The following is a 25,457-nucleotide window of genomic DNA, read 5'->3' on the forward strand; positions in this document are numbered from 1 at the left end:
ATATTTATGTCAACCAGGACATATTGAGGGTGCTCTTACTTTTTATCCTACACTATTTCCAGTTCCGGCGGAAGGGCATTGTGAGAAAAAAATAGTACCTTTCGGTACTTTATCATTGCTAAAAACAGGGTGAGTCCTATATCCTCCTCTTTGTTCATATTTCTCATCTTTTTTAGTGTAGTATCTTTTAATTGACTCTTCATCAAGTGGTACAAAAATTGGATCTACTGCCTCTTTATTTTTAGCATAAAATAAAATGCTTTCATGTAACGTAACTAAGTATTTTTCTTTTGAACCACCACCGTATCTCTTTTTCCATATTATGTTATCTATAAAATTTTCTTCACCAAATATCTCATCACATAACTGTCGTAAATTTGCTAATTCATTGTCATCAATACTAATAAATATAACTCCATCATCTGTCAATAAGTCTTTTGCTTGTTTCAACCTTGGATACATCATTGAAAGCCAATTAGAATGGAATTTCCCACTACTTCTTTGATTTAGAATAAGCCTATTCCCTTCTTCATCAAGCACACCTTCTACTTGATCTATTTCTTTTCCTGTAATTTGAAATTTATCATTATAAATAAAATCATTCCCAGTGTTGTATGGTGGGTCGATATAAATCATTTTAATCTTGTTATAGTAGCTGTTTCTAAGCAATTTCAACACTTCAAGATTATCACCTTCAATATAAATGTTCTCAGTCGTATCAGTATTTTTACTATCCTCTGGTATGTACTTTAACGTTCTACCAACAATCTCTTCATTAGCCTTCTTCTTTGCATCTGCTTTCCCAGCCCATGACAATTCATATCTTTCATTTGAATCTACATATTCTCCAAGCTCTTCAAGTAATGCTTTAAAATCAACTTCTCCATCTTTAATACTTGAGGGAAAAATCTCAGAAAGCCTATCCTTCAAAGAATCCTGAAAAAGCATCCTATTTGCCTTTATCGGGTCGAATATCTCTTTTGAAACTTTGCTATATTCCATCTCCATTCCTCCTATACACTTTCAGTTATTTTTTCAAGCTCTGCAAATATAATCTTCAGTTCTGAGTTTATTTTTGAACTCACAGAAATCTTCTTTGCTGACTTCTGCTCCTTTTTTAACAACTCAACTCTTTTCAGCTTATAAAAAACTCTTAGAACATCATTGGCATTATACCAAACCTTTGAAGTAAGTAAAGCTTTAGTTCCAGACCAAATCAGCATATTCGAAATGATATATGCTTTCACCATCATTTCTAAATACAATGATATCTTATCAGCTCTATTTTTAATCTTATCAAAAGCGGCATACTCTTTTATAAGCACATTTATATCATCATCAAACTGCTGGGATGTTGGCAAACTCAGTACCATATCTTCAATTACAATTTGTGATTTGTCCTGCATATTCAACCTTTTATGTGCAAAACTATAGCATTCAACATCTGAATGGTCGTATAGTCTTATAACATAAAGTGGCTTGCCAAGCTTCTGTATTATCCCTGAAACAAAGCTGGCATCCTTTATGCTACTAAGCTTTATACCAAAGAAAAGAATGGCCTGACAATCAAATTCTTCAGTAATAAGTGAAGGTATTGCTTCCCCAACTATTTGATATTCAAGAACAACATCAAGAACATTTTCTTTGAACCTTTTCTTTTCATTTGGTTTTAAATCAGCAGTGATAAATGTCTTAATATCAAACTTCCTATTCAATTTATACATATCAGGAATTCTAAACATTTTATCACCTCTAATCCACTACCAAGAATGAAATTAGTTCAAAGTCATCACTGCTTGAGTTTGCAAACTCATTATTATATCCACCAAAGTCAAATATTGAAGTTTGAGCTTTTTTGTCTTCTTCTCCCTGAATTGCACTGATAGCTTTGCTCAACAGTGAAGAATACACTGACATATCCTCAGCATTTCTTGTAACCTTATTAAACTTTTTAAACAACTCAGAGTCTGGTGTGCATTTGCCATAACATAGTTTTCTTATTTCTTTTAAAGCCTCTCTCGCATTGGCGTTTCCAATAAACACTTCGCCTTCGACAGTCATATACATTATGTAATAAGGATAAAGGGAACTTTCGTTTTTTGGTTTCTCATTATCCCCCTGATGTCTGAAACAGAATATACAACCTTTCTTAACATCATCAACCAGCGAATATATCCCCCTCGGTATACGTCTGATTTCAGGATGGTCTTTAATATATCCTGAAAGCTCATATAAATAGTCATTCATATTAAGGTCTGTAAGAGAAATATTATCATTTAAGTCATCCATATCAATTACTTCTTTTTGCAATCTCTCAAGCTGCTTTTTTCTAAATAAGAAATCGTTCATCTCTGGCGAAAGCAAATGTTCATCACCTGTAGAGCCAAGGTTTACCGCCATCATTTTCCCTTGCACTCGCTGTTCCAACTGCAAATAATCATTTAGCTGAACATTTGGGAAGAAGTTTACCATAGCAATATTGGCATTTTGACTTCCGATTCTGTCAATTCTTCCGAATCTCTGAATCAGAACAACAGGATTCCATTGAATATCGTAATTTATTACACAATCACAATCCTGAAGGTTTTGCCCCTCAGAAATACAATCCGTTCCAATTAAAACATCAATATTCTTTTCTTTCGGTAATTCTTGTCCCATCTTTGAACGTGGAGAAAAATGCCTTAGTATGTTATTAAACTCACAGTTTACTCCTTTTAAAGTTGTTTTCGGGTCACCAGAACCACTTACACAAGCAGTATGAATACCATGTCTTGACAACTCCTGCGAAATGCTATTATAAAGATAATTTGCTGTATCGGCAAAGGCAGAGAATATCAGTATCTTTCTATTCCCTGGATTATAAGGTGTCTGAGTAATTTTATCTATAATAATTCCTTGTAAGGTTTTTAACTTTTCATCACGCTTGTCATTCAAAACCTTTAATACGTTACTATACAAGGAATCTAATATTTCTTTGTCATAATACAAATCTTGGAGAAAATCTCCAGTAATCAAATGTTCAACTTTTATTTCATATTTATAATCTAATGTTACATCTTCGTCAATAAATTCTTCTCCCTCAAGAGAAACTTCCCCCGAATTACATCGGGATATCGCTTCAATATAACTATCTATACGGGCAATAAGCCTTCTTATTGTTTCACCAAATGCAAAAACTGAACTTTCCAGTCGCTTAAATAGATTAAAACGGTGTAATTGTGCTGTAATCAGCTCTCTATTTTCATGATAAAACAATACCCTATCGCCTGAAACTGTTTGATACTTTTGACGGTAATACTCTTTATATTCCGACTTTATATAGCCCATAGGGGCATAAACAGCTAACTTCAAAGATTCGAGTATTTCATTAGTTTCTTCAAAATTCAATAGTACACGTTTCTCATCTATTTCAGGCTTATATGTATCTGGAGTCATTTTGTTTGGAAATCTACCGACATTATCATTGCCGTAATATCCTGTGATATGTTTTCTGCTGCGGGATATAGTCAACATTTCGAGCAGCTTAAAAAAGTCCGATGGAAGTTTGTCTAAAAGCTGACTTTTTGCTCTCTCTTGCGTATCTATCCATACATTTATTTCTTTCTGTGCCTTCCTCAATAGATTTGATACACTTTCAATACCATACTCTTCAAAGGCATGATCTTTATCTGCTGTTATAATACTTAATTGATTTTTTAAATCTGTAAGCGAATTATTTACTGGCGTAGCTGAGAGAAGCAAAACCTTTGTGTTATGTCCCTTTTTGATAACCTCATACATAAGCCTTTGGTAGCGGGTCATATGGTCTTCACTTTCTGTACGATTGCGGAAGTTGTGAGATTCATCTATCACAATTAAGTCAAACTTGCTCCAGTCCACTCTCGAAAGGTCTAAGCCGCTCTTTGATTCCCCTTTGGTTCTTGATAAATCAGTATGGAAAAGTATTTTATAATTAAATCTATCATTAATAAAAGCATTATCCGTATAAGGACTTTTGAACGAATTCCAGTTATCATATAGTTTGGCAGGAGTCAAAACAAGTACATTATCCTGTCTTAGTTCAAAATATTTTATTACTGCAAGAGCCTCAAATGTTTTCCCAAGACCCACACTGTCAGCTATAATACAGCCATTATACTTATTAATTTTCTGTATAGCGGATACCACCGCATCCTTTTGAAATTCAAAAAGGCTACTCCATATTTTTGACTTTTTAAAGCTTATGCTGTCCCTTTCAAACCGTTCAATCCCATTATCTAATTGTGAACCGAACAATTCATTAAGTGTGAAATAGTATAAAAACTCAGGAGAGTAATCTTTATATACATAACTCAAGCTCTGTAGTAGCTGTTCTTTGTAATCCTCAGTATAGGAATTATTATTCCACAGAACCTCAAACTTGGCTTTGTTGTTTACTATCTGAGTCTTATCCATATTGTTAGTTATGAATGTATCAAAATTAATACGTGGAACAGTTCCTCTTGAGGCTTTTTTTGATATTTCAAGAGAAGATGAACCCTGTATCTGAAATTCATCGTCAATTATAATTATATTTCCAGTAACCATTTGAGAAGTTTTTGTCTTCCGAACGTTAACATTTTTCTTTATGAAATCATACATGGACTTTGCTTTTACAAAGTGCTTCAGTTTGTTTTTCTCAATAATATCGTATGAATTGAAAAACAAGTCTGATGTGTTTTGACTCATCTCAAATTCTCGTGCTATTTCATGTGCGGACGGAATGTAAGCAGTATCTCTTATAATAAAGTTTATTTCTTTTACATTCTTGAGATTTTTAGCAAGCTCTGAGAATACAGAAAGGGTGAGCTTGTCATTGATAATATTAACAATGCTGTCCTTTTTGCTCTTTAGAATATCATTTATCATTATAATTAACTGTTCAGTTGAATTGATTACCTCGTTCATGTTCTGCTCCCCCTGAATTTCACTTATTATCAGTAATATTCTTATTATATCTTTGTGAACGCCCATCTACTGGCTTTTCAGTATCTTTAGGTATCAGCCACAAATTTGCCTTTTTTACAGCACCTTCAATACGTCCATCAACGCAAAGTATCTGTACCCGCCTTCTTGTTATTCCCCATTTATCTGCTGCTTCTTGGGCAGTAATATAGTCCATAGATACACTCCCCCAGTGTTAAATACTTCCTATATTATATTCTACATATCGAACAATAGCAACAGATTGTCTACATTTTCAGAAAGATACACAATTCTATTAGACCTTTTTGATGCAAATTATCCACCCATATTAAAAAGCACCTGCCATTCATTCATTCAGCAGATGCCTTTTAATATAAGTGGATTCAGTTTTTTTACTTATTCATCCCAACCTCAACCGTAACCTTCTTGCCCTTTTCCCCGACCTTATAATCCTTATGATATAGCAGTACACAGCACTCAACGTGTTGTGTCCACGGGAACATATCCACTGGTTGTACACGCTTGATTCGATAAGTATTCCGGCAAAGCACCTTTAAATCCCTGGCCAGGGTGGCAGGATTGCAGGACACATAGATGATTCTTTCCGGCCCGATATCAAGCAGGCCTTCAAGAACTTCCGGCTCCATTCCGGCCCGGGGCGGGTCGCATACTATGAGGTCCGGGGTTTCGGAAAGTGCGGCCAGTTTCTCCTCGACTTTTCCTTCCACAAAACGGACATTGATGATGTTATTGTCCTCGGCATTTTCTTGTGCGTCGGCGATCGCATACGGATTTTCCTCGATGCCCAATACCCTTTTGGCTCTCTGGGCCAGCATCAGGGTCATCGTACCGATACCGCAGTAGAGGTCCCAAACCTCATCTTCTCCCGTGAGTCCGGCCCAATCCAGTACCAGTCCATACAGCACCGCCGTTTGTGCCGGATTGACCTGAAGGAAAGAACGTGGGGAGACTTTGAAGCGCAGATCGTTTAAATGTTCATTTAGATACTGGGCCCCGCTCCCCTCAAACACGTTATTCCCCCGGGGAATCGTAATCGAACAGCTTTGAGGAGAAAACTCAGCTTGTTCTTTCAATTTACTGATCAATTGATCCAGTTCTTTCGTGTTTTCCGTATTGCCGTCAAAGACCAGCAATCCCTTGCCGCGGTTGCTTTCCCGGAACGTAGCCGTCTTGATTCCCTCGCAGCATTCTCCGATCACCTGCTGCATTTTTTTTATTCTGTGATTGGTTTCCTGCCTCAGCAGCAGACAATCGTCAAAAACTGTTACATCCTTAGACTTTTCACGATAATAGCCAAACCGGCCTTTCAGGTCACGGTGCAAAACTGCTTTGTTACGGTAGCGCCAGGGATCGTCCATGCCTAGAACTGGTTCGACCCGAATATCGGTGAATCCGCCGATTCTCCGCAGGGCATCTTCAACCCACCTTTGCTTCCAAGCGAGCGTAGTCTGATACTCAACATGCTGAAGATTACAGCCGCCGCAGACCGGATAAACTGTACAGGGCGGCTCTACTCTTTCTTCAGACATTTGTTCAATTTCAACAATCTGTGCTCTCCGGTAAGATTTCTTCTGTTCCGTCAGCTGTATTTTGCCTTTTTCTCCCGGAAGCATCCTCGGGACGAAGGTGGTGATTCCGTCGGTATAGCCGACACCGGATCCATCGGAAGCCAAACGGACGATTTCTATATCCAGGTTTTTCGCGCCGATGCGCTCTTCTCTGGCGACGGTATGATCATAAGTACCTTCATGTCGATCATTTTTATTAACCATGGGTCCTTCTTCCCTCTGTTCGCAGTCTCGTCTGAACATGCTCTTATTTCAAACTCTGACTGATTTTAGCCTCATTCAGATTGTCTTGCCGCTATCTTGTCTTTATCCCGCTTGCAGAAATATGTTCTATCCGTGTCCTGTAGCACCGGGTCTTTGCTCTGAAGTAGGATACGCTCTATCCTCGCTGCCACCACATCAGGATGACCATTAATATATTCCAGACCCCGTGCGCAATGACTGAAGTCCAGAGGTTCTTGCTTCTTTCGTATAGAAAAGTCAGCACCAGGCCCCCGATCACCAGTGGCACGAACCTTATTAGATCGAAATGCATCAGTCCGAAAAACAGTCCTGCAAAAAGAATGCCCTTCGCTTTGCCGTACCCCTGGCGCAGCGGAGGATAGATCAGTCCCCTGAAAATCATTTCCTCTTTAAGCGGTACGATAAAACCGCCTAGCAGAACCAGCGGCATCAGCTGCCAGATAGAATCAACGCCCTCAACGACCAGCGCAAAACTCTGAGGTTCAGGCTGCCCGAAATATTCCACGAGGACATTTCCCAGAAGACCGACAGCAAAGAACAGCACAATACCGCCGCCCAGTCCGGCCAGAAGGCATTTCCAGTTAAAATTGGTCAGCCCCAAATCAGCGAACGATCCGTGCAAGATCTTGAAGAATAAAAAAAGGGCAACAAAAAAGAGTAGACCCTCGCCAAAACCGATGACAAGATAACTGATATACCCTTTCAGATAGCCAAGGTTCTCAAGAGGCTTTAGCCAGCCTAAAACAAATTCCAGAACATAGACAATAAGAATCAGGTAAAGAGCCTGCCAGAAGTTCCATCTGGGGTTTTCCAAAGCGTTCATTTATACCTATCTCCAGTTATTGTTATTTTTAACCATGGGTGTTCAGTCTCGGCATATTTCCATCTGAAAGTAATTCTGCCTCTTATTCATCTCCATAAAGGTCTTTGTAAATATAAATCAGTTCCTTATCGAAAAGTGAGCGTTTCATATCGACTGCAAGGGATCTTACATGCTTCAGGACCTTATCGGCTTGCTCAGAGGTAAGCTCTCTGCCATATTCCCTGAATTTCGCTTTAATCGAGGCTGTACCTGAATGCTTGCCGATCACAATCTGCCTTTCCAGCCCGACTTCTTCAGGACGGAATACCTCATAGGTTTTCGGATTCTTCAATGCGCCGTCGGCATGAATACCGGATTCATGCGCAAACATATTGCTGCCTACAATGGCTTTCCAGGGCGGGAGAACACGTCCTGAAGCCCTGGAGACGTATTCGGATAATTCCACAAATCGCTCCGTAACAAAGCCAAGGTCTGTTTCTTCCAGGTATTTCAGAGCCATGATGACTTCTTCCAGCGCTGCATTGCCGGCTCTTTCTCCAAGACCGTTCACGGTTACGCCGATAAATCTGGCTCCGGCCTTCACTCCGGCTAAAGCGTTGGCCGTCGCCATCCCAAAATCATTATGCGTATGCATTTCTATATCAATATTGGCGCGTTCTCTTAAGGTTTTGATTCTGTCAAAGATCAGAAAAGGATCGAGGATGCCAATCGTATCACAGTAGCGGAGGCGGTTTGCACCGGCCTTTTTGGCCTCCGTCGCAAATTCCACGAGATAGTTCATATCTGATCTCGAAGCGTCCTCAGCATTGACGGAGATATAATCGACATGCTTTTTCGCAAACTCCGTTGCTTTGATCATCATATCAAGAACTGCCCCGGGCGTGGTCTTTAATTTATGTTTGATGTGAATGTCCGAGGTCGATACGGAAATGGCCACGGCATCACAGCCGCAGGACAGTGATGCTTCAATATCCTTGATCACAGCGCGGTTCCAGCCTATGATGCTGGCTTTCAGTCCGAGGCCGCAGATACCTTTGATGGCATCAAGTTCTTTGCCGCCCATAATCGGTATTCCCGCTTCTATCTGGTTAACCCCGATCTCGTCAAGCATCCGGGCAATCCTTAATTTCTCTTGATTGGAAAAGACAACCCCGGCGGTCTGTTCCCCGTCGCGCAGGGTTGTATCCACAATCACCAATCCGGTATCCGGTACTTTTCCCATTTTATCCACCTCTAAACATGTTCATTTCTTGTATTCATTAAGTATGTCTTATTATTCTGGCACTATATCTTGATCTATTATGCTTTTTTGTGCTTTTTATTGTACTTTCAGTATGCTTTATTATGAGCTTAATATTGCGTTTTACTGTGCCAGTTTTTCTTTCAGCAGTTTGTTGACCAGACCGGGATTAGCCTGCCCTCTGGTCGCTTTCATAACCTGACCGACTAAAAATCCAAGTGCGCTCTCTTTGCCGGCTTGGTAATCAGTGACGGATTTTTCGTTAGCAGCAAGAATGCCGTCCACAATTATTCCAAGTTCACTTTCATCGCTGATCTGGACAAGTCCTTTCTCTTTTATGATCGTTTCCGGATCTTTACCTGTGTTATAGATTTCTTCGAGCACATTCTTGCCGATCTTGCCGCTGATATCACCTTTCTTGATCAGCGTCAGCATCCCTGCCAGCTGTTCCGGAGAGACGGGCGAATCTTCGAAGGAGCGTCCGTTGGTTTTCAGCAGGCCGCTTAAATCTCCCATGACCCAGTTGGCAAGAAGTTTCGCGTCATTGATCCTGGCGAGTGCCTGGTCAAAGAATGCTGCCATCGCTCTGGATGCGGTAATGACCCCTGCGTCGTATTCCGACAGGCCGTGGGACTGCAGTCTTGCTTTTTTGGCGGCAGGCAGCTCCGGCAAGGAAGCTCTGATTCTCTCGACCCAGTCTCGGTCGATCACGAGCGGCATCAGATCCGGCTCCGGAAAATAGCGGTAGTCGTGGGCCTCTTCCTTGGATCGGAGAGACAGCGTCATCCCTCTACCTTCGTCCCAGGTCCTCGTTTCCTGAATGATTTCTTGGCCGTCGTCGAGTGCTTCAGCCTGACGCTCGGTTTCGTATTCCAGACAGCGGCGGACTGAGCTGAAGGAGTTCAAATTCTTGGTTTCGGTCCGCGTGCCGAATTGTTCGGTTCCTTTGAGGCGAAGCGAGACATTGATATCAAAACGGACGGAACCCTGTTCGAGTTTGCAGTCGGAAATTCCGGCATAATCCATGATCTGGACCAGTTGTTCCAGGTAAGCCAGAACTTCATCTATAGAGCGCATATCCGGTTCCGAGACAATTTCCAGAAGCGGTACACCCGTCCGGTTATAATCAACCCCGGAACTGCTGGACGTCATAATAGTCTCCCCGCTGTGCACCAGTTTCCCGGCATCTTCTTCCATATGCGCTCTCGTGATGCCGATACGTTTATTCGTTCCGTTCACCGTAACATCGAGCCAGCCATTTTTGCAGATCGGCAGGTCATACTGAGACGTCTGGTAATTCTTCGTTAGGTCCGGATAGAAATAGTTCTTACGGTCAAATTTGGAGAATTGGGCGATCTCGCAGTTCAAAGCAAGACCCGCCTTGATCGCGAGATTGACGACTTCTTTATTCAGTACCGGCAGGACGCCCGGCAGCCCTAGACACACAGGACAAACGTGTGTGTTCTGCTCTCCGCCAAACTCCGTTGTACAGCCGCAGAAGATCTTCGTTTTCGTTGCCATCTCGACGTGGGTTTCTACGCCGCAAACCATTTCATATTTATCGTTAAAAGACATCTAGCGCACCTCCTTGAGCAGCGCAGGCACCTGATGATAATACTCGGTATTTTGTTCAAACGCATAAGCGGCTTTGTACAGCATGCCTTCTTCAAAGTGCTTGCTGATCAGCTGCATCCCGACCGGCATGCCATCGACAAATCCCGCCGGCACTGAGATGGCCGGCAGACCAGCCAGATTAACCGGGATCGTATAGACATCTCCCATATACATCGCCAAAGGATCTGATTTTTCGCCGATCTTATACGCGGTGGTCGGCGCTGTCGGCGACAGCAGCACATCATATTTGGCAAAAGCACGGTCAAAATCCTGCTTGATTAACGTCCGCACTTTCTGGGCCTTCAGGTAATAAGCATCATAATAGCCCGAGCTCAAAGCATACGTTCCGAGCATGATCCGGCGCTTGACTTCCTGACCAAAGCCCTTTTCCCTGGTCTTTTTAAACATCTCAATCATATCGTCGGCTTCCGCGCGGTAACCATAGCGCACTCCGTCGTAGCGGGCCAGGTTGGAACTGCATTCAGCCGGAGCAATGATATAGTAAGCCGGCATTGCAAACTCCGTATGCGGTAGTGAACAGCGCTCGATCTCCGCCCCCAGGCTTTCAAAAGTCCGGATCGCCTTTTGTATAACTTCAGCAACATCCGAGTTCAGACCGGAAGCAAAATATTCATCGGGAATCCCAATTTTTAGGCCTTTTACATCATTTTCTAAAAATCGGGTATAATCTGGCTTAACAAACGGTACTGAAGTCGAATCTTTCGGATCATGACCGGCAATCGCATTAAGAACTAGGGCATTATCCCTGACGTTCGTCGTAAGCGGTCCGATCTGGTCAAGCGAAGAAGCAAAGGCCACAAGTCCGTAACGTGACACAGCGCCGTAGGTAGGTTTTAGACCAACGACTCCGCAGAAGGCTGCCGGCTGGCGAATGGAACCACCGGTATCCGAACCGAGCGCAAACGGTACTTCCCTTGCTGCAACGCAGGCCGCCGACCCCCCGGAAGAACCGCCCGGAACGCTCTCCAGATCCCACGGATTCGCTGTCGGATGGTAACCGGAATTTTCGGTAGACGATCCCATCGCAAATTCATCCATATTTAGTTTGCCGAGCAGTACGGCTCCAGAAGCTTTCAACCGTTCGGTCACCGTGGCGTCATAAGGCGGATTAAAATTCTCTAGAATCCGCGAACCACAGGTCGTTGGGATTCCTTCTGTACACATATTATCTTTCATGGCCATTGGCAGCCCTTCGAGCGATCCGAGGCTTTCGCCGCCGGCAATCTTCTTATCGACTTTTGCTGCCTTCATCAGCGCCGAATCTGCGGTAACCGTCAGAAACGCTTTAACCCTGGAATCCGCACTGTCAATATAATCAAGATACGATCTGGTTAATTCCACGCAGCTAATTTCTTTGTTTACGAGCATATGATGTAATTCTTCTAATGACTTGAATATTGGCATGAACCTGGTACTCCTTTCCGAATCCGAGACACTCAGAGAGACGTTCAATTATCGTTTGTCAGAAGGCAACCTGCTTGTTGATCAGTTATTGATCGCGTATGTAAATTCTGTTAAAACAAAGCTTTTAATTGGATCAGTCTCTGTTTTATACTAGACGATTCTGGGAACCCGGAAGAACCCGTCCTCTTCGTCAGGTGCATTCATTAAGATTTTATCCTGGCTCATCGAAGGTTTTACTTCATCTTCCCGCAAAACATTAAAAAGCTGCACCGCATGCGCGGTCGGAGAAACCTGATCCGTGTTGAGCTTTTGGAGCATTTCAGCATATCCGAGGATCGAATTCAGCTGCTCCGTATATAATTCCACTTCCTCTTCTGAAAGCTGCAGCCTGGCCAGAAGAGCAACGTGTTCCACTTCTTCTCTGGATAGTTTCATAACTCAATAACGCCGCCTTTCTCAAATGGACATATAAATAAATATAACAAAAATGAGCCTGTGGGGCAAGGAAAAGCAAAAAAAGCCAGCAAATCCAAGTTATCTATAAGAATTTATGACTAATCGGTATAAACCACAATGAGTAAAAATCATAAAAAAAACAACAAACTGATAACGAGAAGATAGCGAGTAGATTAAATAAGATGATCAGAAAAAAGACAAAGAAAAAGTTTTGGCCGCCTGAAAAAAATTAAAAGGTGATCAGATACTTGACGTAGAACTATGTAATTCATTACATTGGCCAAAACGCCGAAACACTCTCATCTTTCTTTAAGTAAAAGTATCGATAATGATACTTAAGGAGAAAATAATCACTATTTTTAAATATACAACTGAATCAGAAAGGAAGTAATGCCAATGGAGCAGAACGTCAGACCCTTTGAAAAGTTTTTTCCGGGAAGCCACCTTATTCTCGGAGAAGCGGGTTCCGGAAAGACCCGCCTCATTTGGTCCATACTCCAGGGAAAAGACTTTGTTGAGGATCATTCCATCAACATCGTCCTGACAGATTCAGAAAAACGTATTTGGTACAATCCTCCCAATAATCCTGTCCGTACGATCAATCCTTATGAAACCGATATTTCTTGGGTCACTGAACCTACGAAGCCAGGTATATACTACTGTGCCTGCGACTACGCACCCCGAATCATCACTTTTCTGGAATGCCTTGCTACCTGGTCAATCCACGAAAAAAACATAACAAACCGAGTCCGGATTTTCATCGATCTTCCGTCCAAGTACTGGAATATTCCTGAGTTTGCAGAGCAGCTTGGCCGACTCGATTATATTACAGCCAACCGCAAGGAAGAAGACGGCTCACTCATTGAAATATGGGCTGCCATCGGATCTCTAAACAAAACATCCTCGGAAATCAAATCCCTGTTCCAGCACGTAAATCTGATTATGCTTAATCCCCTGCCCCACGGCTGGTCCAATAAGCTCCTGAACCTTTTAGATATCAAGTGCGATAATCTGTCGGAGCTTGTAGCCAGAATCAATAGTGACATCAAAGATGGCTTTTACTACATCCCAATTACGGAAGAGTACCTCGCTTTAGATCCTAAACCAATAGTGAAGCCGTAATAATTGCCAGCTTGACAGCTGCTGACTATGTGTTAGCAGCTATTTTGTTTTCTATGTTTATATTTGCATGTTTACGGAACGTAAGCAAACCGCTCTTCGGCACTTATGCTTCGGTATTAATCAGCGCCTTAAATTCATCTTCGGTATAGACCGGGATTCCGAGTTCCCTGGCTTTATTATACTTTGAACCGGGGTTCTCACCGACGAGAACCAGGGATGTTTTTTTGCTTACACTTGACGAGGCCTTACCGCCGAGCTGTTCAATCAGGTCCTCGATTTCGCGCCTTTCCCACGATCGAAGTGCACCAGTCACCACAATGCTCTTCCCTGTAAGGACCTGGGAAACAGACGTATTCGCTGCGGTCATGGTGACACCGGCCACCTTCAGCCTGTTCAGAAATTCGCGGTTCGCAGGGGCACTGAAGAAACTCACAATACTTTTGGCCATGATGCCGCCAATATCGCCGATTTCCCGGAGTTCTTCCTCGGTCGCATTTTCCAGAGCTTCCATGCTTCGGTACCTTGCGGCCAGGATCTTGCCGACTTTGACCCCGACATGCCGGATGCCCATCGCAAAAATCAGTGAAGCCAGGCCGCGCTCTGTGCTTTTTCCGATCGAAGCAAGCAGGTTGCGGGCTGATTTATCAGCCATCCGGTCTAATTGAACAAGGTCTTCGTACTGAAGATAATATAAATCGGAGGCGTCTTTGACAAGCCCGGCATCCAGCAGCTGGCTGACCACAGCGGGCCCGAGACCTTCAATATTCATCGCATCCCTGGACACAAAATGGATCAGGGCTTCTCTCTGGCGTGACGGGCAGGAGATATTCTGGCAACGATGGGCGGCCTCTCCTTCCAGCCTGTAAACTGGACTGCCGCAGGACGGGCAATTGGCAGGCATTTCAAACACAATTTCCTGACCGGTGCGTTTCCCAGGTAGCGATTTGATGATTTCAGGAATCACATCTCCAGCCTTATGAATTAATACATAATCGCCGATCCGGATGTCCTTGTCCCGGATATTGTCCAGATTATGCAGCGTGGCCCTTCCTACGGTAGAACCGGCTACAAATACATCCTTAAGAACCGCAGTCGGGGTAAGCACTCCCGTCCGGCCCACATTGATCTCAACATCCTTCACCTGGGTCTCAACCTGTTCGGCCGGGAATTTATAAGCAGTCGCCCAGCGCGGGCTTTTGGCCGTATAGCCGAGCTCAAGCTGCTGAGAAAAGCTGTTCACCTTGATGACCAGGCCATCGATCTCATAAGGAAAACCGTGCCGTTCGTCCGTCATCCGACTGCAGTACGCAATCACTTGCTCCATGGTTGAAAACAGCTGATAGTTTGGATTGACATTAAATCCAAACCTGCTCAAGGCTTCCAGCACTCCGATCTGGGTACTGATCCCCATCTGTTCGGCCTGAATCAGCTGATACGCAAAATATCCTAGTTTCCGCTGCGCCGTAATCCTGGAATCCTGCTGACGCAGGGAACCGGCTGCCGCATTTCTCGGGTTCGCAAACAGGGAAAGTCCCTCTTCTTCCCGCTCCGTATTCAGCTGGAGGAAGGACTCCTTCGGCATATATCCTTCGCCACGGACATCCACAGAACTTTTGAATTTCCCGCCATCTGCGTTGTACAGCCGAAGTGGCACGGCTCTAATGGTCCGGACATTTGCTGTGATCTCTTCCCCGACTTCACCGTCACCGCGGGTTGCCCCCCGCTGCAAAATACCTTCCTGGTAAGTTAAGGCTACTGTCAGCCCGTCGATCTTCAATTCTACGACATATTCCGCATCGGGTGCCACACTGCGCACCCGACGGTCAAAGTCCATCAATTCCTCAGCATTGAAAGCATTATCGAGACTCAGCATCGGTTCCGGGTGCCGGACCTTTGGAAATTGGGATGCGATAAAACCCCCGACCCGTTGGGAAGGAGAATCAAGTGTGACCCAGTCCGGGTGTTGATATTCGATCTCGATGAGCTCCCTTAAGTAAAGGTCATATTCGGCATCTGTAAGAATGGGGTCATCCAAGCCGTAATAATGATAATTGGCCTTTTCGATCATATTCTTGAGTTCGACCAAACGGTTATTTTGATCCATACCGGAACCCCTTACCTTATCTCATATTTTTGCTGCGAAGGCTTGTTTGCCGTTTCGCCAAAAGATTAACTAAAATTACCCAAATTATCGATTTAGCATTAGAATAACCTGTTAGATCTTTGAAAGTCGGGCATACTCGGCAATCAGTTTCTTAACTTCACCGCTGAAAACAACCGTGATCTCGGCACTGTTCCCTTCACCTTTTACGGACATTACAATGCCGTGGCCGAATTTGGGATGCCCGACTTTGTCACCGACCAGAAAGCTCCCGGGATCGGAGCTGACAACAGACGCTCCACTGTCCTTCCAGCTTTTACGTCCGGCAAAGGAATTGCCTGAAGTGGAAGCAGCAGCATCACCGGCATATTTCCTGGCTTGGGAAGAAAGCCCGAATCCCCTGCCAAGAATTTCCCGACGGGAGGTCTCCTCTGTCAGAAGCTCCTCGGGTATTTCTTTTAGGAATAGCGAAGGCACACTACTCTGGATATGGCCAAAGACCATCCTTTGTTCCGTCGTGCTCAGGAAAAGCTTTTCTCTGGCCCGGGTGATCGTAACGTAGCATAGCCGGCGTTCTTCCTCGAGCAGAACCTGTTCCAAAAGGCTCCTGCCACTCGGGAAGATCCCGTCTTCCATTCCAACTGCAAACACAACTGGGAATTCCAATCCTTTGGCGCTGTGCATGGTCATTAGCTTTACGGCGTCTTCCGCTTCATCAAAACTGTCAATTTCTGCGACCAGAGAAACCTGTTCGAGGAATCCTCCCAGAATAAGCATATTCTGGTCAGTCTCCAGATCAGGATCCTCAAGGTAGTCCTGAATGTTGTTGTCGTACTCGGCTGTTACGGAAAGGAATTCATTAAGGTTTTCTATCCGGGATTCAGCCTCCACCGTATTTTCCGCTCGGAGAGATGCCATGTATCCCGTATCCCTTATGATCTTCTCCGTCAACTCGGTCAGCGGCACACCCTTTTGAGCTTCTTGACGGAATCCAAGCATCAGTTCATGGAAATTCGTCAGTGTGCCAACGCCTTTAGTCTGGAGACCTGGAATATATGCCACTTCAGCCAGCGCATCCAGAATCGGCATACCCTGTTCCTCAGCGTACTCCAGTATTTTATCCAGGCTGACTTTTCCAATACCTCTTTTGGGCACATTAATGACCCTGGCGAAGCTGACGCGATCGGCCGGATTGTTCAGCAGCCGCAAATAGGCCAGAATATCCTTGATTTCGAGGCGTTCGTAGAACTTAACCCCGGAATATATTTTGTAGGGTATGCTTTCTTTCATGAAGTGTTCTTCCAGCACCCGGGACTGGGCATTTGTGCGGTACAGGATCGCAAAATCGTTATACCGTCTGCCTTCTGTATCAGCCAGATCACGAATTTTCCCAGTCACAAAGCGGGCTTCGTCATGCTCATCTGTCGCTTTAAAGAGAACTATTTCCTCTCCTTCCGTATTTTCTGTCCAGAGAGATTTCCCTTTGCGATTATAATTATTGCTGACGACTTCGTTGGCCGCCCGCAGAATCTTTTGCGTCGAACGATAATTCTGCTCCAGCTTCAACACTTTGGCTTCCGGATAGTCTCTTTCAAAATCCAGGATATTCTGGATATCAGCACCTCTCCAGCCGTAAACGGACTGGTCGTCGTCCCCGACGACGCAAAGGTTGCAATAGCGTGCAGCAAGCTGCTTGATCAGGATATACTGAGCATGATTGGTATCCTGATACTCATCGACGAGGATGTAACGGAATTTTTCCTGATAGTAGCTTAAGACATCCGGGTTTTCCCTGAATATTTTCACTGTCAGCATGATGATATCATCGAAATCTAAGGCATTATTGCCGGAGAGCTTTCTCTGGTACAAACGGTAGGCCGCAGCCGCTTTTTCGGTAAAGAAATCTCTGGCCTCTGCAGCAAAAGCATCCGGCCCTAAAAGCTTATTCTTGGCATCGCTGATCGTTGCTAAAACAGCCCGCGGCGCAAATTTTTTATCATCGAGATTCAGTTCCTTCAGACACTCTTTAAGCACAGTCAGCTGATCCCCGGCATCATAGATCACAAAGCTCCGGGAATATCCCGGCAGGGCATTGATTTCCCGCCTTAAGATCCGCACGCAGGTAGAATGAAAGGTCGCTACCCAGAGCCCCTCACCCTCACTGCCTACCAGCGCAAGAACGCGGTCTCTCATCTCTTTGGCAGCCTTATTCGTAAACGTAATCGCCAGGATGTTCCAGGGATTAACGCCTTTAGCCACCAGATGCGCGATCCTATAAGTCAATACTCTTGTCTTGCCTGAACCGGCTCCGGCTAAAATAAGAAGAGGACCGTCTCCACTTTCAACTGCTTCCCGTTGGACAGGGTTCAGGTCCTTAAGATAATACATTGATAAGATCACCTTTCTTGTCATTTCCAAATTAAAATCTCCGAATATACTCGTTTATGACCGATACAAAACATTATCCTCATTTTACCACATAAAAAGCAAAAAGGGAACAGGTGTTCGAGAAGAAATAATTAGATCAATAGCAAGAGGTTAATCGCAATATCCTTTATCTTTCAGTTTGCTGAGATGTGATGTCAGAACCTCATTGAGATCAATACCGTAATGCTCTTCCAGAACGAACATCATGGTTACCGCAGTCTGGGCAACATCCATCAGCTCCTTGGCGACCATCTGCATCGCCTCTGCCTCTTCCACCCGCAGCGCTTCTCCGTTTAAGCCCCGGAATTTGCCGATCGCCTGGGCCAGCTCCCCAGATTCTTCCATGATTTTTAACGCGGTGCTTTCGAGGGAAGGATTCAATCTGTTCAACCGCGGCAATGTGATGGTCTTCGTTACTTTTTCGTTCATGCTCTTTCTCCCTTTACAGGCATTACGACATCTTCACTTTGAACAAATATATTTATTTTCTTCTTGCATTGAGTTCTTCGGCAATCTCCGTTAAAGGAACGTTCCTGTCTTCCAGCAGGACCAGCAGGTGATACAGCAGATCGGAAGCTTCATAGCGGATCTCACTCAGCGAATCGTTTTTGGCGGCAATAATGACTTCCGCACATTCCTCACCGACTTTTTTTAGGATCTTGTCGATCCCTTTGGTAAAGAGATAGGTCGTATAGGCACCTTCCGGCCTCTCGATATTTCTCTGCTTGATAACTTCGGCGAGCATTTCCAAAGTCCTGCCCAGAGAGACAGGAGGTTTGGTATCCGGTTCGCCGCTGCACGTTTCAGAGCCCGGCAGGTAGTGAAAACAGGAGTAATAGTTTTCATGGCAGGCCATTCCACTTTGTTTCACCTTCAGAAGAATCGTATCCCGGTCACAGTCAAACCGGATATCGACGACTTCCTGGTAATGACCTGATGTTTCTCCCTTGACCCACAGCTGGCTTCTGCTGCGGCTGAAATAACACGCCTTGCCTTCAGTCAGAGTTTTTTTCAATGCTTCCTGATTCATGTAGGCGAGCATCAGCACTTCTCCGCTTTCGGCATCCTGGGCAATGGCCGGAACAAGACCTTTTTCATCCCACTTCACAGCCTGTACGGCTTTAGAGATATCGATGCTCCCTGACTCAAATCTACTGTTCATCTCGGTTGACTCCTAACTTTTCTCAATCATTATTTTCCGGGGATCTAATTACTAAGATGTTTCTTCAATATCCAAATTTGCTTATCTTTTCTGTGATTATCAATTTCTGAAGATTATCTTCGAATCGGTATGCCTTTTCCGGCCAGATAATCTTTCGTCTCTTTGATGCTGTATTCCCTGTAATGGAAAATGGACGCAGCGAGTACTGCATCTGCTTCCCCCTCCGTCAGACCTTCAGCCATATGTTCGAGTGTTCCGACCCCGCCGCTCGCGATTAAAGGAATAGATACCGCTCTGCCCACGGTCCGGTTCAGTTCGTTGTCATAGCCCTCTTTGGTTCCGTCACGGTCCATCGAAGTCAGCAGAATTTCACCCGCCCCAAGTTCTTCAACTTTACCGGCCCATTCCAGAACATCGATCCCGGTCGGTTTACGGCCTCCGTGCGTATACACTTCCCAACGTCCCTCTCCAACTTTGCGGGCATCGATTGCGACAACAATGCACTGGCTGCCGAAGGCGAGGGCTCCTTGTTCGATTAACTCCGGATTTTGAACTGCAGCCGTATTTAAGGAGACTTTATCTGCTCCGGCCCGCAGCATTCTCCGGATATCCTCAATGGTTCTTAAGCCCCCACCAATGGTAAACGGAATAAACACTTCCTCAGCAGTTCTTCGGACGACATCGACCATCGTTTCCCGTCCTTCGGCAGAAGCCGAAATATCCAGGAAGACAAGCTCATCGGCACCTTCACGGTCATACAGTGAGGCAAGTTCCACAGGGTCGCCCGCATCCCGCAGATGAATAAAATTAGTCCCTTTAACTACCCGGCCATCGTGAACATCGAGGCAGGGTATGATTCGTTTGGCAAGCATTAAATTTGCTCCTTTTGCTTGGGTTAGTCACCGTAATGGATGGCCTGGTGACTTAATCAGCAGGTGTATAAGTAATGTAAATTAGGAATTATATTCTAACAGATAACCTGCAGGGCCTCTTCCAGGGTGAATGCGCCGGAATAGATCGCTTTGCCGACAATTGCGCCTTCAATCGCTATTCCATGGTCAGCCTCCGCTTTCAGTTTTTTCAGGTCATCCAGCGCGGAAATGCCGCCGGAAGCAATCACTTTCAGGCCAGTTGTCTCAGCCATACTGACGGTGCTGGCAATATTCGGGCCACCAAGCATCCCGTCCCGGGAGATGTCGGTAAAGACAATCCGGGACACGCCGACTTGCTTCATCGCTTTGCCGAGATCCTCCGCTTTGAGATCGGTGCTTTCCGCCCATCCCTGAACCGCCACCATGCCGTCTTTGGCATCGATGCCGACAATAATCTGATCGCCATACCTACGGACAGCCTCCATCACAAGCTCCGGGTCCCTTACCGCGGCCGTCCCGAGTATGATCCGAGCTACGCCTAATTCCAGCAGTTCTTCGACTCTGGCCAGCGTCCGGATACCGCCGCCCACCTGAATTTTTAACGAAACATTCTTGACAATATCCCGAATAGCTTCATCGTTCACGGGTTTTCCGGAAAACGCCCCGTTCAGGTCGACGATATGCAGAACCTTTGATCCTCTGTCCTTAAAATCAGCCGCCACCTCGGCAGGATTGTCGGAATATACGGTTGCATCCTCCATTCTTCCCTGCAGGAGACGGACAACTTTGCCGTCTTTTAAATCGATTGCCGGATATATGATCATTGATTTTTCACCCATTTCCCAAAATTATCGAGCATGACCAGACCCCAGGGGCTGGACTTCTCTGGGTGGAATTGCGCACCCCAGACATTGTCTTTACCGACCAGCGCAGGGAACTCCAGCCCATAATCGCTGGTCCCGGCAATACAATCCCGATCAGCTGGCTGAGCGAAATAAGAGTGGACAAAATAAAAATAAGAATGGTTCGGAATATTATCACAGATCCTGTTCGGTCTGACAACATTCAGCGTATTCCAGCCCATATGCGGTATCTTCAAACCCGGCGGGAATTTGACCACCCGGCCTTTGAGAAAACCAAGACCGGCATGTTCTCCATGTTCCTCGCCAATCTCAAAAAGCAGCTGCATACCGAGGCAGATGCCCAGAAAAGGTTTGCCGCTTTGTACATACTGTTTTAAAGGGTCAAGCCAGCCGCCTTTCGCCAGCGCATCCATAGCATCCGCGAAAGCGCCGACTCCAGGCAGAATAACTCCGGCCGTATCGGTTAGCTTTTCCGGAGACTCCATGATCTTCGCTGAAAACCCAAGTTTTTCAAACGCCTTTTCCACACTTCGCAGATTTCCGCGTCCATAGTCTACTATGCCTATCATTCTAATGATGTCCTCCAGTAATTACATGCTGTTTTGCCAGCTAGTACCTTGTCAACCTAAAAGCTCTATCCTATAAGCTCCCCTTGGTGGAGGGTACGCCGTCAACATGACTGTTTTTCCTCACAGCAAGTCCGAAGGCCCTGCCCGTGGCTTTAAATAAGGCTTCCAGAATGTGATGCCTGTTTTTCCCATCCAGCATGCAAATATGCAGCGTGATGCCGGCATTCGTCGCCAATGCCCGGAAAAATTCTTCCGCCATCTCTACCGGAAAATCACCGACCATCCCTTCCGGGCAATCAACTTTCCAGACCAAAAATCCCCGGTTGGAGATATCTGCGGCAACCTGAACCAGGGCTTCATCCATCGGAAACAGGCAATCCCCGACTCTCTCAATTCCGGACTTGTCCCCCAGCGCTTCTTTCAACGCCTGTCCAAGGACGATCCCACAGTCTTCCACCAAATGATGCTGGTCAACTTTCAGGTCTCCTCCGGCTTTAATTTCCAGATCAAAATGGGCAAACCGGCAAAAGGCATCAAGCATGTGGTCAAAAAAACCGATTCCGGTATCTACGTTTACTCTCCCGCTGCCGTCAATCGCCAGCGTCAGTGAAATCTCCGTCTCCAGGGTTGTTCTGTTTAGATTGGCACTCCTCACACTATAGGCCCCCTTACTAACCTTATCCTTCTATTATACATGAAGATACTGTTCTTCCGCCATCACGATTTCAACGCCACTTCTGTCTGACCTCTATGGCTCTGGCATGCGCCTCCAAGCCTTCTTTGCGGGCAAGATACGCAATCTGGGCGGCATCCCTTTGCAGTGCTTCTTCGGAATAATTAATCACACTGATCCTTTTGACAAAGGTGTCGACGCTAAGGACAGAATAAAAGCGTGCGGTCCCTCCTGTCGGCAAGATATGGTTCGGTCCCGCAAAATAGTCGCCGACCGGTTCCGGCGTATATCTTCCCAGGAATACCGCTCCGGCATTTTTTACCTTGCCCAGCCAAGCAAACGGATCCTGCACAACAAGCTCAAAGTGTTCAGGGGCAATGCGGTTCACAAGGTTGATCCCTTCTTCAAGATCTTCAACCAGGATTGCAGCCCCGTAAGTATCCCAGGAAGCCCTGGCAATTTCAGCCCGTGGAAGCGCTTCAAGCTGGCGTTCCACCTCAATCACGGTCTTTTCCAACAAATCGGAGTACGGCGAAATCAGAATTGCTGAGGCAAGCCTGTCGTGTTCCGCCTGCGAAAGCAGGTCTGCCGCCAGTTCCTCCGGGGCAGCGCTTTCATCCGCAAGAATAAGGATCTCGCTCGGTCCGGCCAACATATCAATGTCCACGGTTCCATAGACCATTTTCTTAGCAAGGGTCACAAAGATATTGCCCGGCCCTGTAATCTTATCCACCGGTGCAATCGTCGCTGTGCCAAAAGCAAGAGCAGCGACCGCCTGCGCACCTCCGACCTTATAGATCTCTTTGACACCGCACTCTGCGGCAGCGACCAGCACCTCCGGCAAAAGACTTCCGTCTTTCAGGGGCGGAGAAACCATGACGATCTCCTCGACTCCGGCTACAGCTGCCGGAAGCGCATTCATCAGAACAGAAGATGGATAAGCCGCTGTTCCTCCCGGAACATAGATCCCAACCCGCTGCAGAGGACGAATGATCTGACCGAGGATACTGCCGTCTTCAGCAATATCAAACCAGGAAACCCTTTTTTGCTTTTCGTGGTAGGTTCTGACGTTGTTCATCGCCTGGCTAATTGCTTCCAGATACACATCATCTACTTTTTTATAAGCTTCCCAGATCTCCTGATCGGTGACCCGCAATCCCGAGCCCTTCAGGTCAACCCCGTCAAACGCGGCAGTCAGGTCATATAGGGCTTCATCCCCCTGCTCACGAATCTTTTGCAGAATTCCTGCAACTTTTTCTTCGAGGTTGTGGTTATCGCCGTAGGATTTATTAATAAGCTTCTTCAGGTCAATATCCTGAATTTTTTGCACAGTCTTCATCGTCTTAAGCCTCCTTTGGCAATGTCAGTCGTACTACTGGACAAGGACTCTGATTTTTTCTGCAAGTCCCTGAATGCGTTCATATTTTACACGGTAGGACACACGGTTGGCAATCATTCTGCTCGTAGCTTCGAGGATCTGGGCAACCTCCGCCAGTTTATTCTCCCTTAAGGTCTTGCCGGTTGAGACAATATCCACAATCATTTCAGCCAGACCCACGCGGGGAGCAAGTTCAATATTGCCATGCAGCTTGATTGGTGTGACCTGCATGCCGTGCTCATTGAAAAACAGCTGGGCGACTCTCGGGAACTTGGTTGCCGCTCTCTTATGATTCAGCACGCTCAGGTCATATAGGCCATCCGGCAGCTTCTGCGGCAGGTTCTCCTCCGGCATCGCCACGACAAAGCGGCAGTACCCGAATTTTAAGTCGACCAGTTCGGCGACATCTTTGTTTTGTTCAATTACAGTATCCTTGCCAACAAAACCGATATCCGCAGCTCCCTGCTCCACATAGGTCGGGATATCCGTCGGGCGGCAAATGATGATTCTCGCCTCTGATCCCGGAAGATCAAACAACAGTTTACGGGAATCATTTTCTACTGATCTGCAGTCCAGCCCCGCTTCCGTCAGAAGCGCCACTGAATCCGTCAGTAATTTTCCTTTTGGCAGCGCTATGGTTAAATAATTCTTCGGCACAATGCAAAGCCCCTTCCAAAGATTCATGATTAGACCAATGGCCTGTAAATTAATTGCTAACGATGTTAAATGAAAATCGTGTAAGTTAGAAACTATTTGACCTGCCCCATTAGGCAGGACACTTATTTATTGCTTTCAATCTTCTCCAGCAGCGCAATTCCGCGGCTGGAAGCCATGTTTCTGGCATCGGTGTCCTCCAGGAATCCGAGGGCCATCTCAACTTTTTTGCCGCTCTTTCTGAGCTCCCGGCAGCGTTTGATCACAGCTCCGGGGGATTGTCCGTAAACCAGAACATCGGCCATATCCAATTCAAAATCTGCAGCCTTCTCAAGTATAAAGCCAAGATTAACCGCAAAGCCTGTTGCGCCGTGGTTCATTCCAAAATCTGCATAGAGACCATCGTAACGTCCTCCTTCAATCAGCGGAACGCCGATCCCCGGAAGATAGCCTTCAAAAATTGCGCCGGTATAATACGAGAACCCTCTTAAAATCCCAAGGTCCAGGGATACGTAGTCCTGAACTCCGAATTCCTTTAAATACAAATAGATGGTCCGTAAAGATTCAACAGCTTTTCTTATCGGTTTGATATGCGTCCAGTTCTGGAGCTTATCCAGGACTTCTTCTTTGCCGGTCAGATAAGGCAGGGAAAGAAGAAGTTCCTTTGCCGACTCAGGCAAATCGTTGGAAGAAATGATTTTTTCAAGTTTGACCATGTCCTTGCGGGCTATACCGTCTTCCAACTCCTCCCTGACTTTGGTTTCAAACTTCATTTCTTCGGCAAGCCCCGAGAAAATCCCGTTATGCCCGAGGTTCAGCTGAAAATTTTTGATTTCAAGCGTCTTCATGATTTCTATGGCCAGCGCAATGACTTCAGCGTCTGCAATGTCATTATCCGAGCCGATCAGTTCAACACCCACCTGTCTGAACTCCCGGTAACGGGCGGAATCATTCCTGTAAACATCACCGCTGTAACAGAACCGCAAAGGAAATTGTCCGCCTTTCTGCCTTGTGGCAACCATCCTGGCAATCGGAGTCGTAAATTCCGGTCTTAACGCGAGAATATGACCGTTCTTGTCAAAGAATTTATATAGATGGTCATCCTTGTCTGCGTCAGGCTCCACACAAGCCCGGTATTCGAGCCCGGGAGTCGCAACTTTTTGATAGGACCAATTTTTACACACACTGATTGCTTTTCCTTCCAGTTCCTCCAGCTGTGCTAATTCAGCCGGCAGAAGATCGATCATCCCCTCCGGAATTTTAAGCCCCAATGATGAACGTTCCATAATTATTGCACCTCTT

22 protein-coding genes are annotated in these 25,457 nt (G+C 45.5%); 1 reads left to right on the forward strand and 21 read right to left on the reverse strand.

Translation table 11 applies throughout. The annotated features are described in order from the left end of the window. Window positions 1–42: 42 nt before the first annotated feature. From A7D23_RS09955 to gatC, 10 genes are all read right to left on the reverse strand, one after another. Window positions 43–1,002: a site-specific DNA-methyltransferase gene (locus tag A7D23_RS09955; protein ID WP_068883680.1), complete on the reverse strand. Its 960-nt coding sequence runs from the start codon at window positions 1,000–1,002 to the stop codon at window positions 43–45. Between the two features lie 11 nt (window positions 1,003–1,013). Continuing rightward, window positions 1,014–1,742 (reverse strand): DUF4391 domain-containing protein, encoded by a 729-nt coding sequence (locus tag A7D23_RS09960; protein WP_068883682.1) that lies wholly within the window; start codon window positions 1,740–1,742, stop codon window positions 1,014–1,016. 10 nt (window positions 1,743–1,752) lie between these two features. Further along, window positions 1,753–4,926 (reverse strand): helicase-related protein, encoded by a 3,174-nt coding sequence (locus tag A7D23_RS09965; RefSeq protein WP_068883685.1) that lies wholly within the window; start codon window positions 4,924–4,926, stop codon window positions 1,753–1,755. A gap of 19 nt (window positions 4,927–4,945) precedes the next feature. Beyond that, window positions 4,946–5,140 (reverse strand): helix-turn-helix domain-containing protein, encoded by a 195-nt coding sequence (locus tag A7D23_RS09970; RefSeq protein ID WP_068883687.1) that lies wholly within the window; start codon window positions 5,138–5,140, stop codon window positions 4,946–4,948. Between the two features lie 196 nt (window positions 5,141–5,336). Then, entirely contained in the window at window positions 5,337–6,737 is a 1,401-nt protein-coding gene (gene rlmD, locus A7D23_RS09975) for a 23S rRNA (uracil(1939)-C(5))-methyltransferase RlmD (RefSeq protein WP_083221897.1), read from the reverse strand. A gap of 175 nt (window positions 6,738–6,912) precedes the next feature. Further along, the gene (locus tag A7D23_RS09980) at window positions 6,913–7,599 is read right to left on the reverse strand and encodes a type II CAAX endopeptidase family protein (protein WP_019226663.1); all 687 of its coding nucleotides are present in this window, start codon (window positions 7,597–7,599) and stop codon (window positions 6,913–6,915) included. An 82-nt stretch (window positions 7,600–7,681) separates the two neighbouring features. Continuing rightward, window positions 7,682–8,821: a homocitrate synthase gene (gene nifV / locus A7D23_RS09985; protein ID WP_025206017.1), complete on the reverse strand. Its 1,140-nt coding sequence runs from the start codon at window positions 8,819–8,821 to the stop codon at window positions 7,682–7,684. A gap of 141 nt (window positions 8,822–8,962) precedes the next feature. Then, entirely contained in the window at window positions 8,963–10,414 is a 1,452-nt protein-coding gene (gatB, locus tag A7D23_RS09990; protein ID WP_019226662.1) for an Asp-tRNA(Asn)/Glu-tRNA(Gln) amidotransferase subunit GatB, read from the reverse strand. Continuing rightward, window positions 10,415–11,878, reverse strand: a complete 1,464-nt coding sequence (gene gatA, locus A7D23_RS09995) for an Asp-tRNA(Asn)/Glu-tRNA(Gln) amidotransferase subunit GatA (RefSeq protein ID WP_019226661.1) — start codon at window positions 11,876–11,878, stop codon at window positions 10,415–10,417. Between the two features lie 150 nt (window positions 11,879–12,028). Continuing rightward, complete coding sequence (gene gatC, locus A7D23_RS10000) at window positions 12,029–12,313, reverse strand: Asp-tRNA(Asn)/Glu-tRNA(Gln) amidotransferase subunit GatC (protein ID WP_019226660.1); 285 nt, start codon at window positions 12,311–12,313, stop codon at window positions 12,029–12,031. 417 nt (window positions 12,314–12,730) lie between these two features. On the opposite strand from gatC, the gene A7D23_RS10005 reads away from it, so the two are divergent. Further along, complete coding sequence (locus A7D23_RS10005) at window positions 12,731–13,456, forward strand: hypothetical protein (protein WP_019226659.1); 726 nt, start codon at window positions 12,731–12,733, stop codon at window positions 13,454–13,456. Window positions 13,457–13,559: 103 nt separating this feature from the next. On the opposite strand, the gene ligA is transcribed toward A7D23_RS10005, so the two are convergent. The 11 genes from ligA to hisZ all read right to left on the reverse strand — a co-directional run bounded on the left by ligA (window position 13,560) and on the right by hisZ (window position 25,441). Then, on the reverse strand, window positions 13,560–15,560 hold the full coding sequence (gene ligA, locus A7D23_RS10010; protein ID WP_019226658.1) for an NAD-dependent DNA ligase LigA: 2,001 nt from the start codon (window positions 15,558–15,560) through the stop codon (window positions 13,560–13,562). Window positions 15,561–15,671: 111 nt separating this feature from the next. Beyond that, entirely contained in the window at window positions 15,672–17,945 is a 2,274-nt protein-coding gene (gene pcrA / locus A7D23_RS10015; protein WP_025206018.1) for a DNA helicase PcrA, read from the reverse strand. A 150-nt stretch (window positions 17,946–18,095) separates the two neighbouring features. Next, on the reverse strand, window positions 18,096–18,413 hold the full coding sequence (locus A7D23_RS10020; RefSeq protein WP_019226656.1) for a MazG-like family protein: 318 nt from the start codon (window positions 18,411–18,413) through the stop codon (window positions 18,096–18,098). A gap of 52 nt (window positions 18,414–18,465) precedes the next feature. Next, the gene (hisIE, locus tag A7D23_RS10025; RefSeq protein ID WP_019226655.1) at window positions 18,466–19,146 is read right to left on the reverse strand and encodes a bifunctional phosphoribosyl-AMP cyclohydrolase/phosphoribosyl-ATP diphosphatase HisIE; all 681 of its coding nucleotides are present in this window, start codon (window positions 19,144–19,146) and stop codon (window positions 18,466–18,468) included. Between the two features lie 113 nt (window positions 19,147–19,259). Beyond that, window positions 19,260–20,018: an imidazole glycerol phosphate synthase subunit HisF gene (gene hisF, locus A7D23_RS10030; RefSeq protein WP_019226654.1), complete on the reverse strand. Its 759-nt coding sequence runs from the start codon at window positions 20,016–20,018 to the stop codon at window positions 19,260–19,262. 95 nt (window positions 20,019–20,113) lie between these two features. After that, complete coding sequence (gene hisA / locus A7D23_RS10035; RefSeq protein ID WP_019226653.1) at window positions 20,114–20,842, reverse strand: 1-(5-phosphoribosyl)-5-[(5-phosphoribosylamino)methylideneamino]imidazole-4-carboxamide isomerase; 729 nt, start codon at window positions 20,840–20,842, stop codon at window positions 20,114–20,116. Continuing rightward, entirely contained in the window at window positions 20,839–21,450 is a 612-nt protein-coding gene (gene hisH / locus A7D23_RS10040; protein ID WP_025206019.1) for an imidazole glycerol phosphate synthase subunit HisH, read from the reverse strand. The genes hisA and hisH overlap by 4 nt, the downstream gene beginning before the upstream one ends. A gap of 70 nt (window positions 21,451–21,520) precedes the next feature. Further along, entirely contained in the window at window positions 21,521–22,105 is a 585-nt protein-coding gene (gene hisB, locus A7D23_RS10045) for an imidazoleglycerol-phosphate dehydratase HisB (RefSeq protein ID WP_019226651.1), read from the reverse strand. A 70-nt stretch (window positions 22,106–22,175) separates the two neighbouring features. Further along, complete coding sequence (hisD, locus tag A7D23_RS10050; protein WP_019226650.1) at window positions 22,176–23,462, reverse strand: histidinol dehydrogenase; 1,287 nt, start codon at window positions 23,460–23,462, stop codon at window positions 22,176–22,178. Window positions 23,463–23,495: 33 nt separating this feature from the next. Beyond that, window positions 23,496–24,158: an ATP phosphoribosyltransferase gene (hisG, locus tag A7D23_RS10055; RefSeq protein WP_026071891.1), complete on the reverse strand. Its 663-nt coding sequence runs from the start codon at window positions 24,156–24,158 to the stop codon at window positions 23,496–23,498. Window positions 24,159–24,280: 122 nt separating this feature from the next. After that, complete coding sequence (gene hisZ / locus A7D23_RS10060) at window positions 24,281–25,441, reverse strand: ATP phosphoribosyltransferase regulatory subunit (RefSeq protein ID WP_019226649.1); 1,161 nt, start codon at window positions 25,439–25,441, stop codon at window positions 24,281–24,283. Between the last annotated feature and the right edge of the window lie 16 nt (window positions 25,442–25,457).

The organism is Dehalobacter sp. TeCB1, from assembly GCF_001707455.1.
GTDB lineage: Bacteria > Bacillota > Desulfitobacteriia > Desulfitobacteriales > Syntrophobotulaceae > Dehalobacter > Dehalobacter restrictus.

Bases quoted from the DNA above. Each gene is read 5' to 3' on its own strand.
- A7D23_RS09955 (WP_068883680.1), bottom strand. From the start codon at position 1,002: ATGGAATATAGCAAAGTTTCAAAAGAGATATTCGACCCGATAAAGGCA.
- A7D23_RS09960 (WP_068883682.1), bottom strand. From the start codon at position 1,742: ATGTTTAGAATTCCTGATATGTATAAATTGAATAGGAAGTTTGATATT.
- A7D23_RS09965 (WP_068883685.1), bottom strand. From the start codon at position 4,926: ATGAACGAGGTAATCAATTCAACTGAACAGTTAATTATAATGATAAAT.
- A7D23_RS09970 (WP_068883687.1), bottom strand. From the start codon at position 5,140: ATGGACTATATTACTGCCCAAGAAGCAGCAGATAAATGGGGAATAACA.
- rlmD (WP_083221897.1), bottom strand. From the start codon at position 6,737: ATGGTTAATAAAAATGATCGACATGAAGGTACTTATGATCATACCGTC.
- A7D23_RS09980 (WP_019226663.1), bottom strand. From the start codon at position 7,599: ATGAACGCTTTGGAAAACCCCAGATGGAACTTCTGGCAGGCTCTTTAC.
- nifV (WP_025206017.1), bottom strand. From the start codon at position 8,821: ATGGGAAAAGTACCGGATACCGGATTGGTGATTGTGGATACAACCCTG.
- gatB (WP_019226662.1), bottom strand. From the start codon at position 10,414: ATGTCTTTTAACGATAAATATGAAATGGTTTGCGGCGTAGAAACCCAC.
- gatA (WP_019226661.1), bottom strand. From the start codon at position 11,878: ATGCCAATATTCAAGTCATTAGAAGAATTACATCATATGCTCGTAAAC.
- gatC (WP_019226660.1), bottom strand. From the start codon at position 12,313: ATGAAACTATCCAGAGAAGAAGTGGAACACGTTGCTCTTCTGGCCAGG.
- A7D23_RS10005 (WP_019226659.1), top strand. From the start codon at position 12,731: ATGGAGCAGAACGTCAGACCCTTTGAAAAGTTTTTTCCGGGAAGCCAC.
- ligA (WP_019226658.1), bottom strand. From the start codon at position 15,560: ATGGATCAAAATAACCGTTTGGTCGAACTCAAGAATATGATCGAAAAG.
- pcrA (WP_025206018.1), bottom strand. From the start codon at position 17,945: ATGTATTATCTTAAGGACCTGAACCCTGTCCAACGGGAAGCAGTTGAA.
- A7D23_RS10020 (WP_019226656.1), bottom strand. From the start codon at position 18,413: ATGAACGAAAAAGTAACGAAGACCATCACATTGCCGCGGTTGAACAGA.
- hisIE (WP_019226655.1), bottom strand. From the start codon at position 19,146: ATGAACAGTAGATTTGAGTCAGGGAGCATCGATATCTCTAAAGCCGTA.
- hisF (WP_019226654.1), bottom strand. From the start codon at position 20,018: ATGCTTGCCAAACGAATCATACCCTGCCTCGATGTTCACGATGGCCGG.
- hisA (WP_019226653.1), bottom strand. From the start codon at position 20,842: ATGATCATATATCCGGCAATCGATTTAAAAGACGGCAAAGTTGTCCGT.
- hisH (WP_025206019.1), bottom strand. From the start codon at position 21,450: ATGATAGGCATAGTAGACTATGGACGCGGAAATCTGCGAAGTGTGGAA.
- hisD (WP_019226650.1), bottom strand. From the start codon at position 23,462: ATGAAGACTGTGCAAAAAATTCAGGATATTGACCTGAAGAAGCTTATT.
- hisZ (WP_019226649.1), bottom strand. From the start codon at position 25,441: ATGGAACGTTCATCATTGGGGCTTAAAATTCCGGAGGGGATGATCGAT.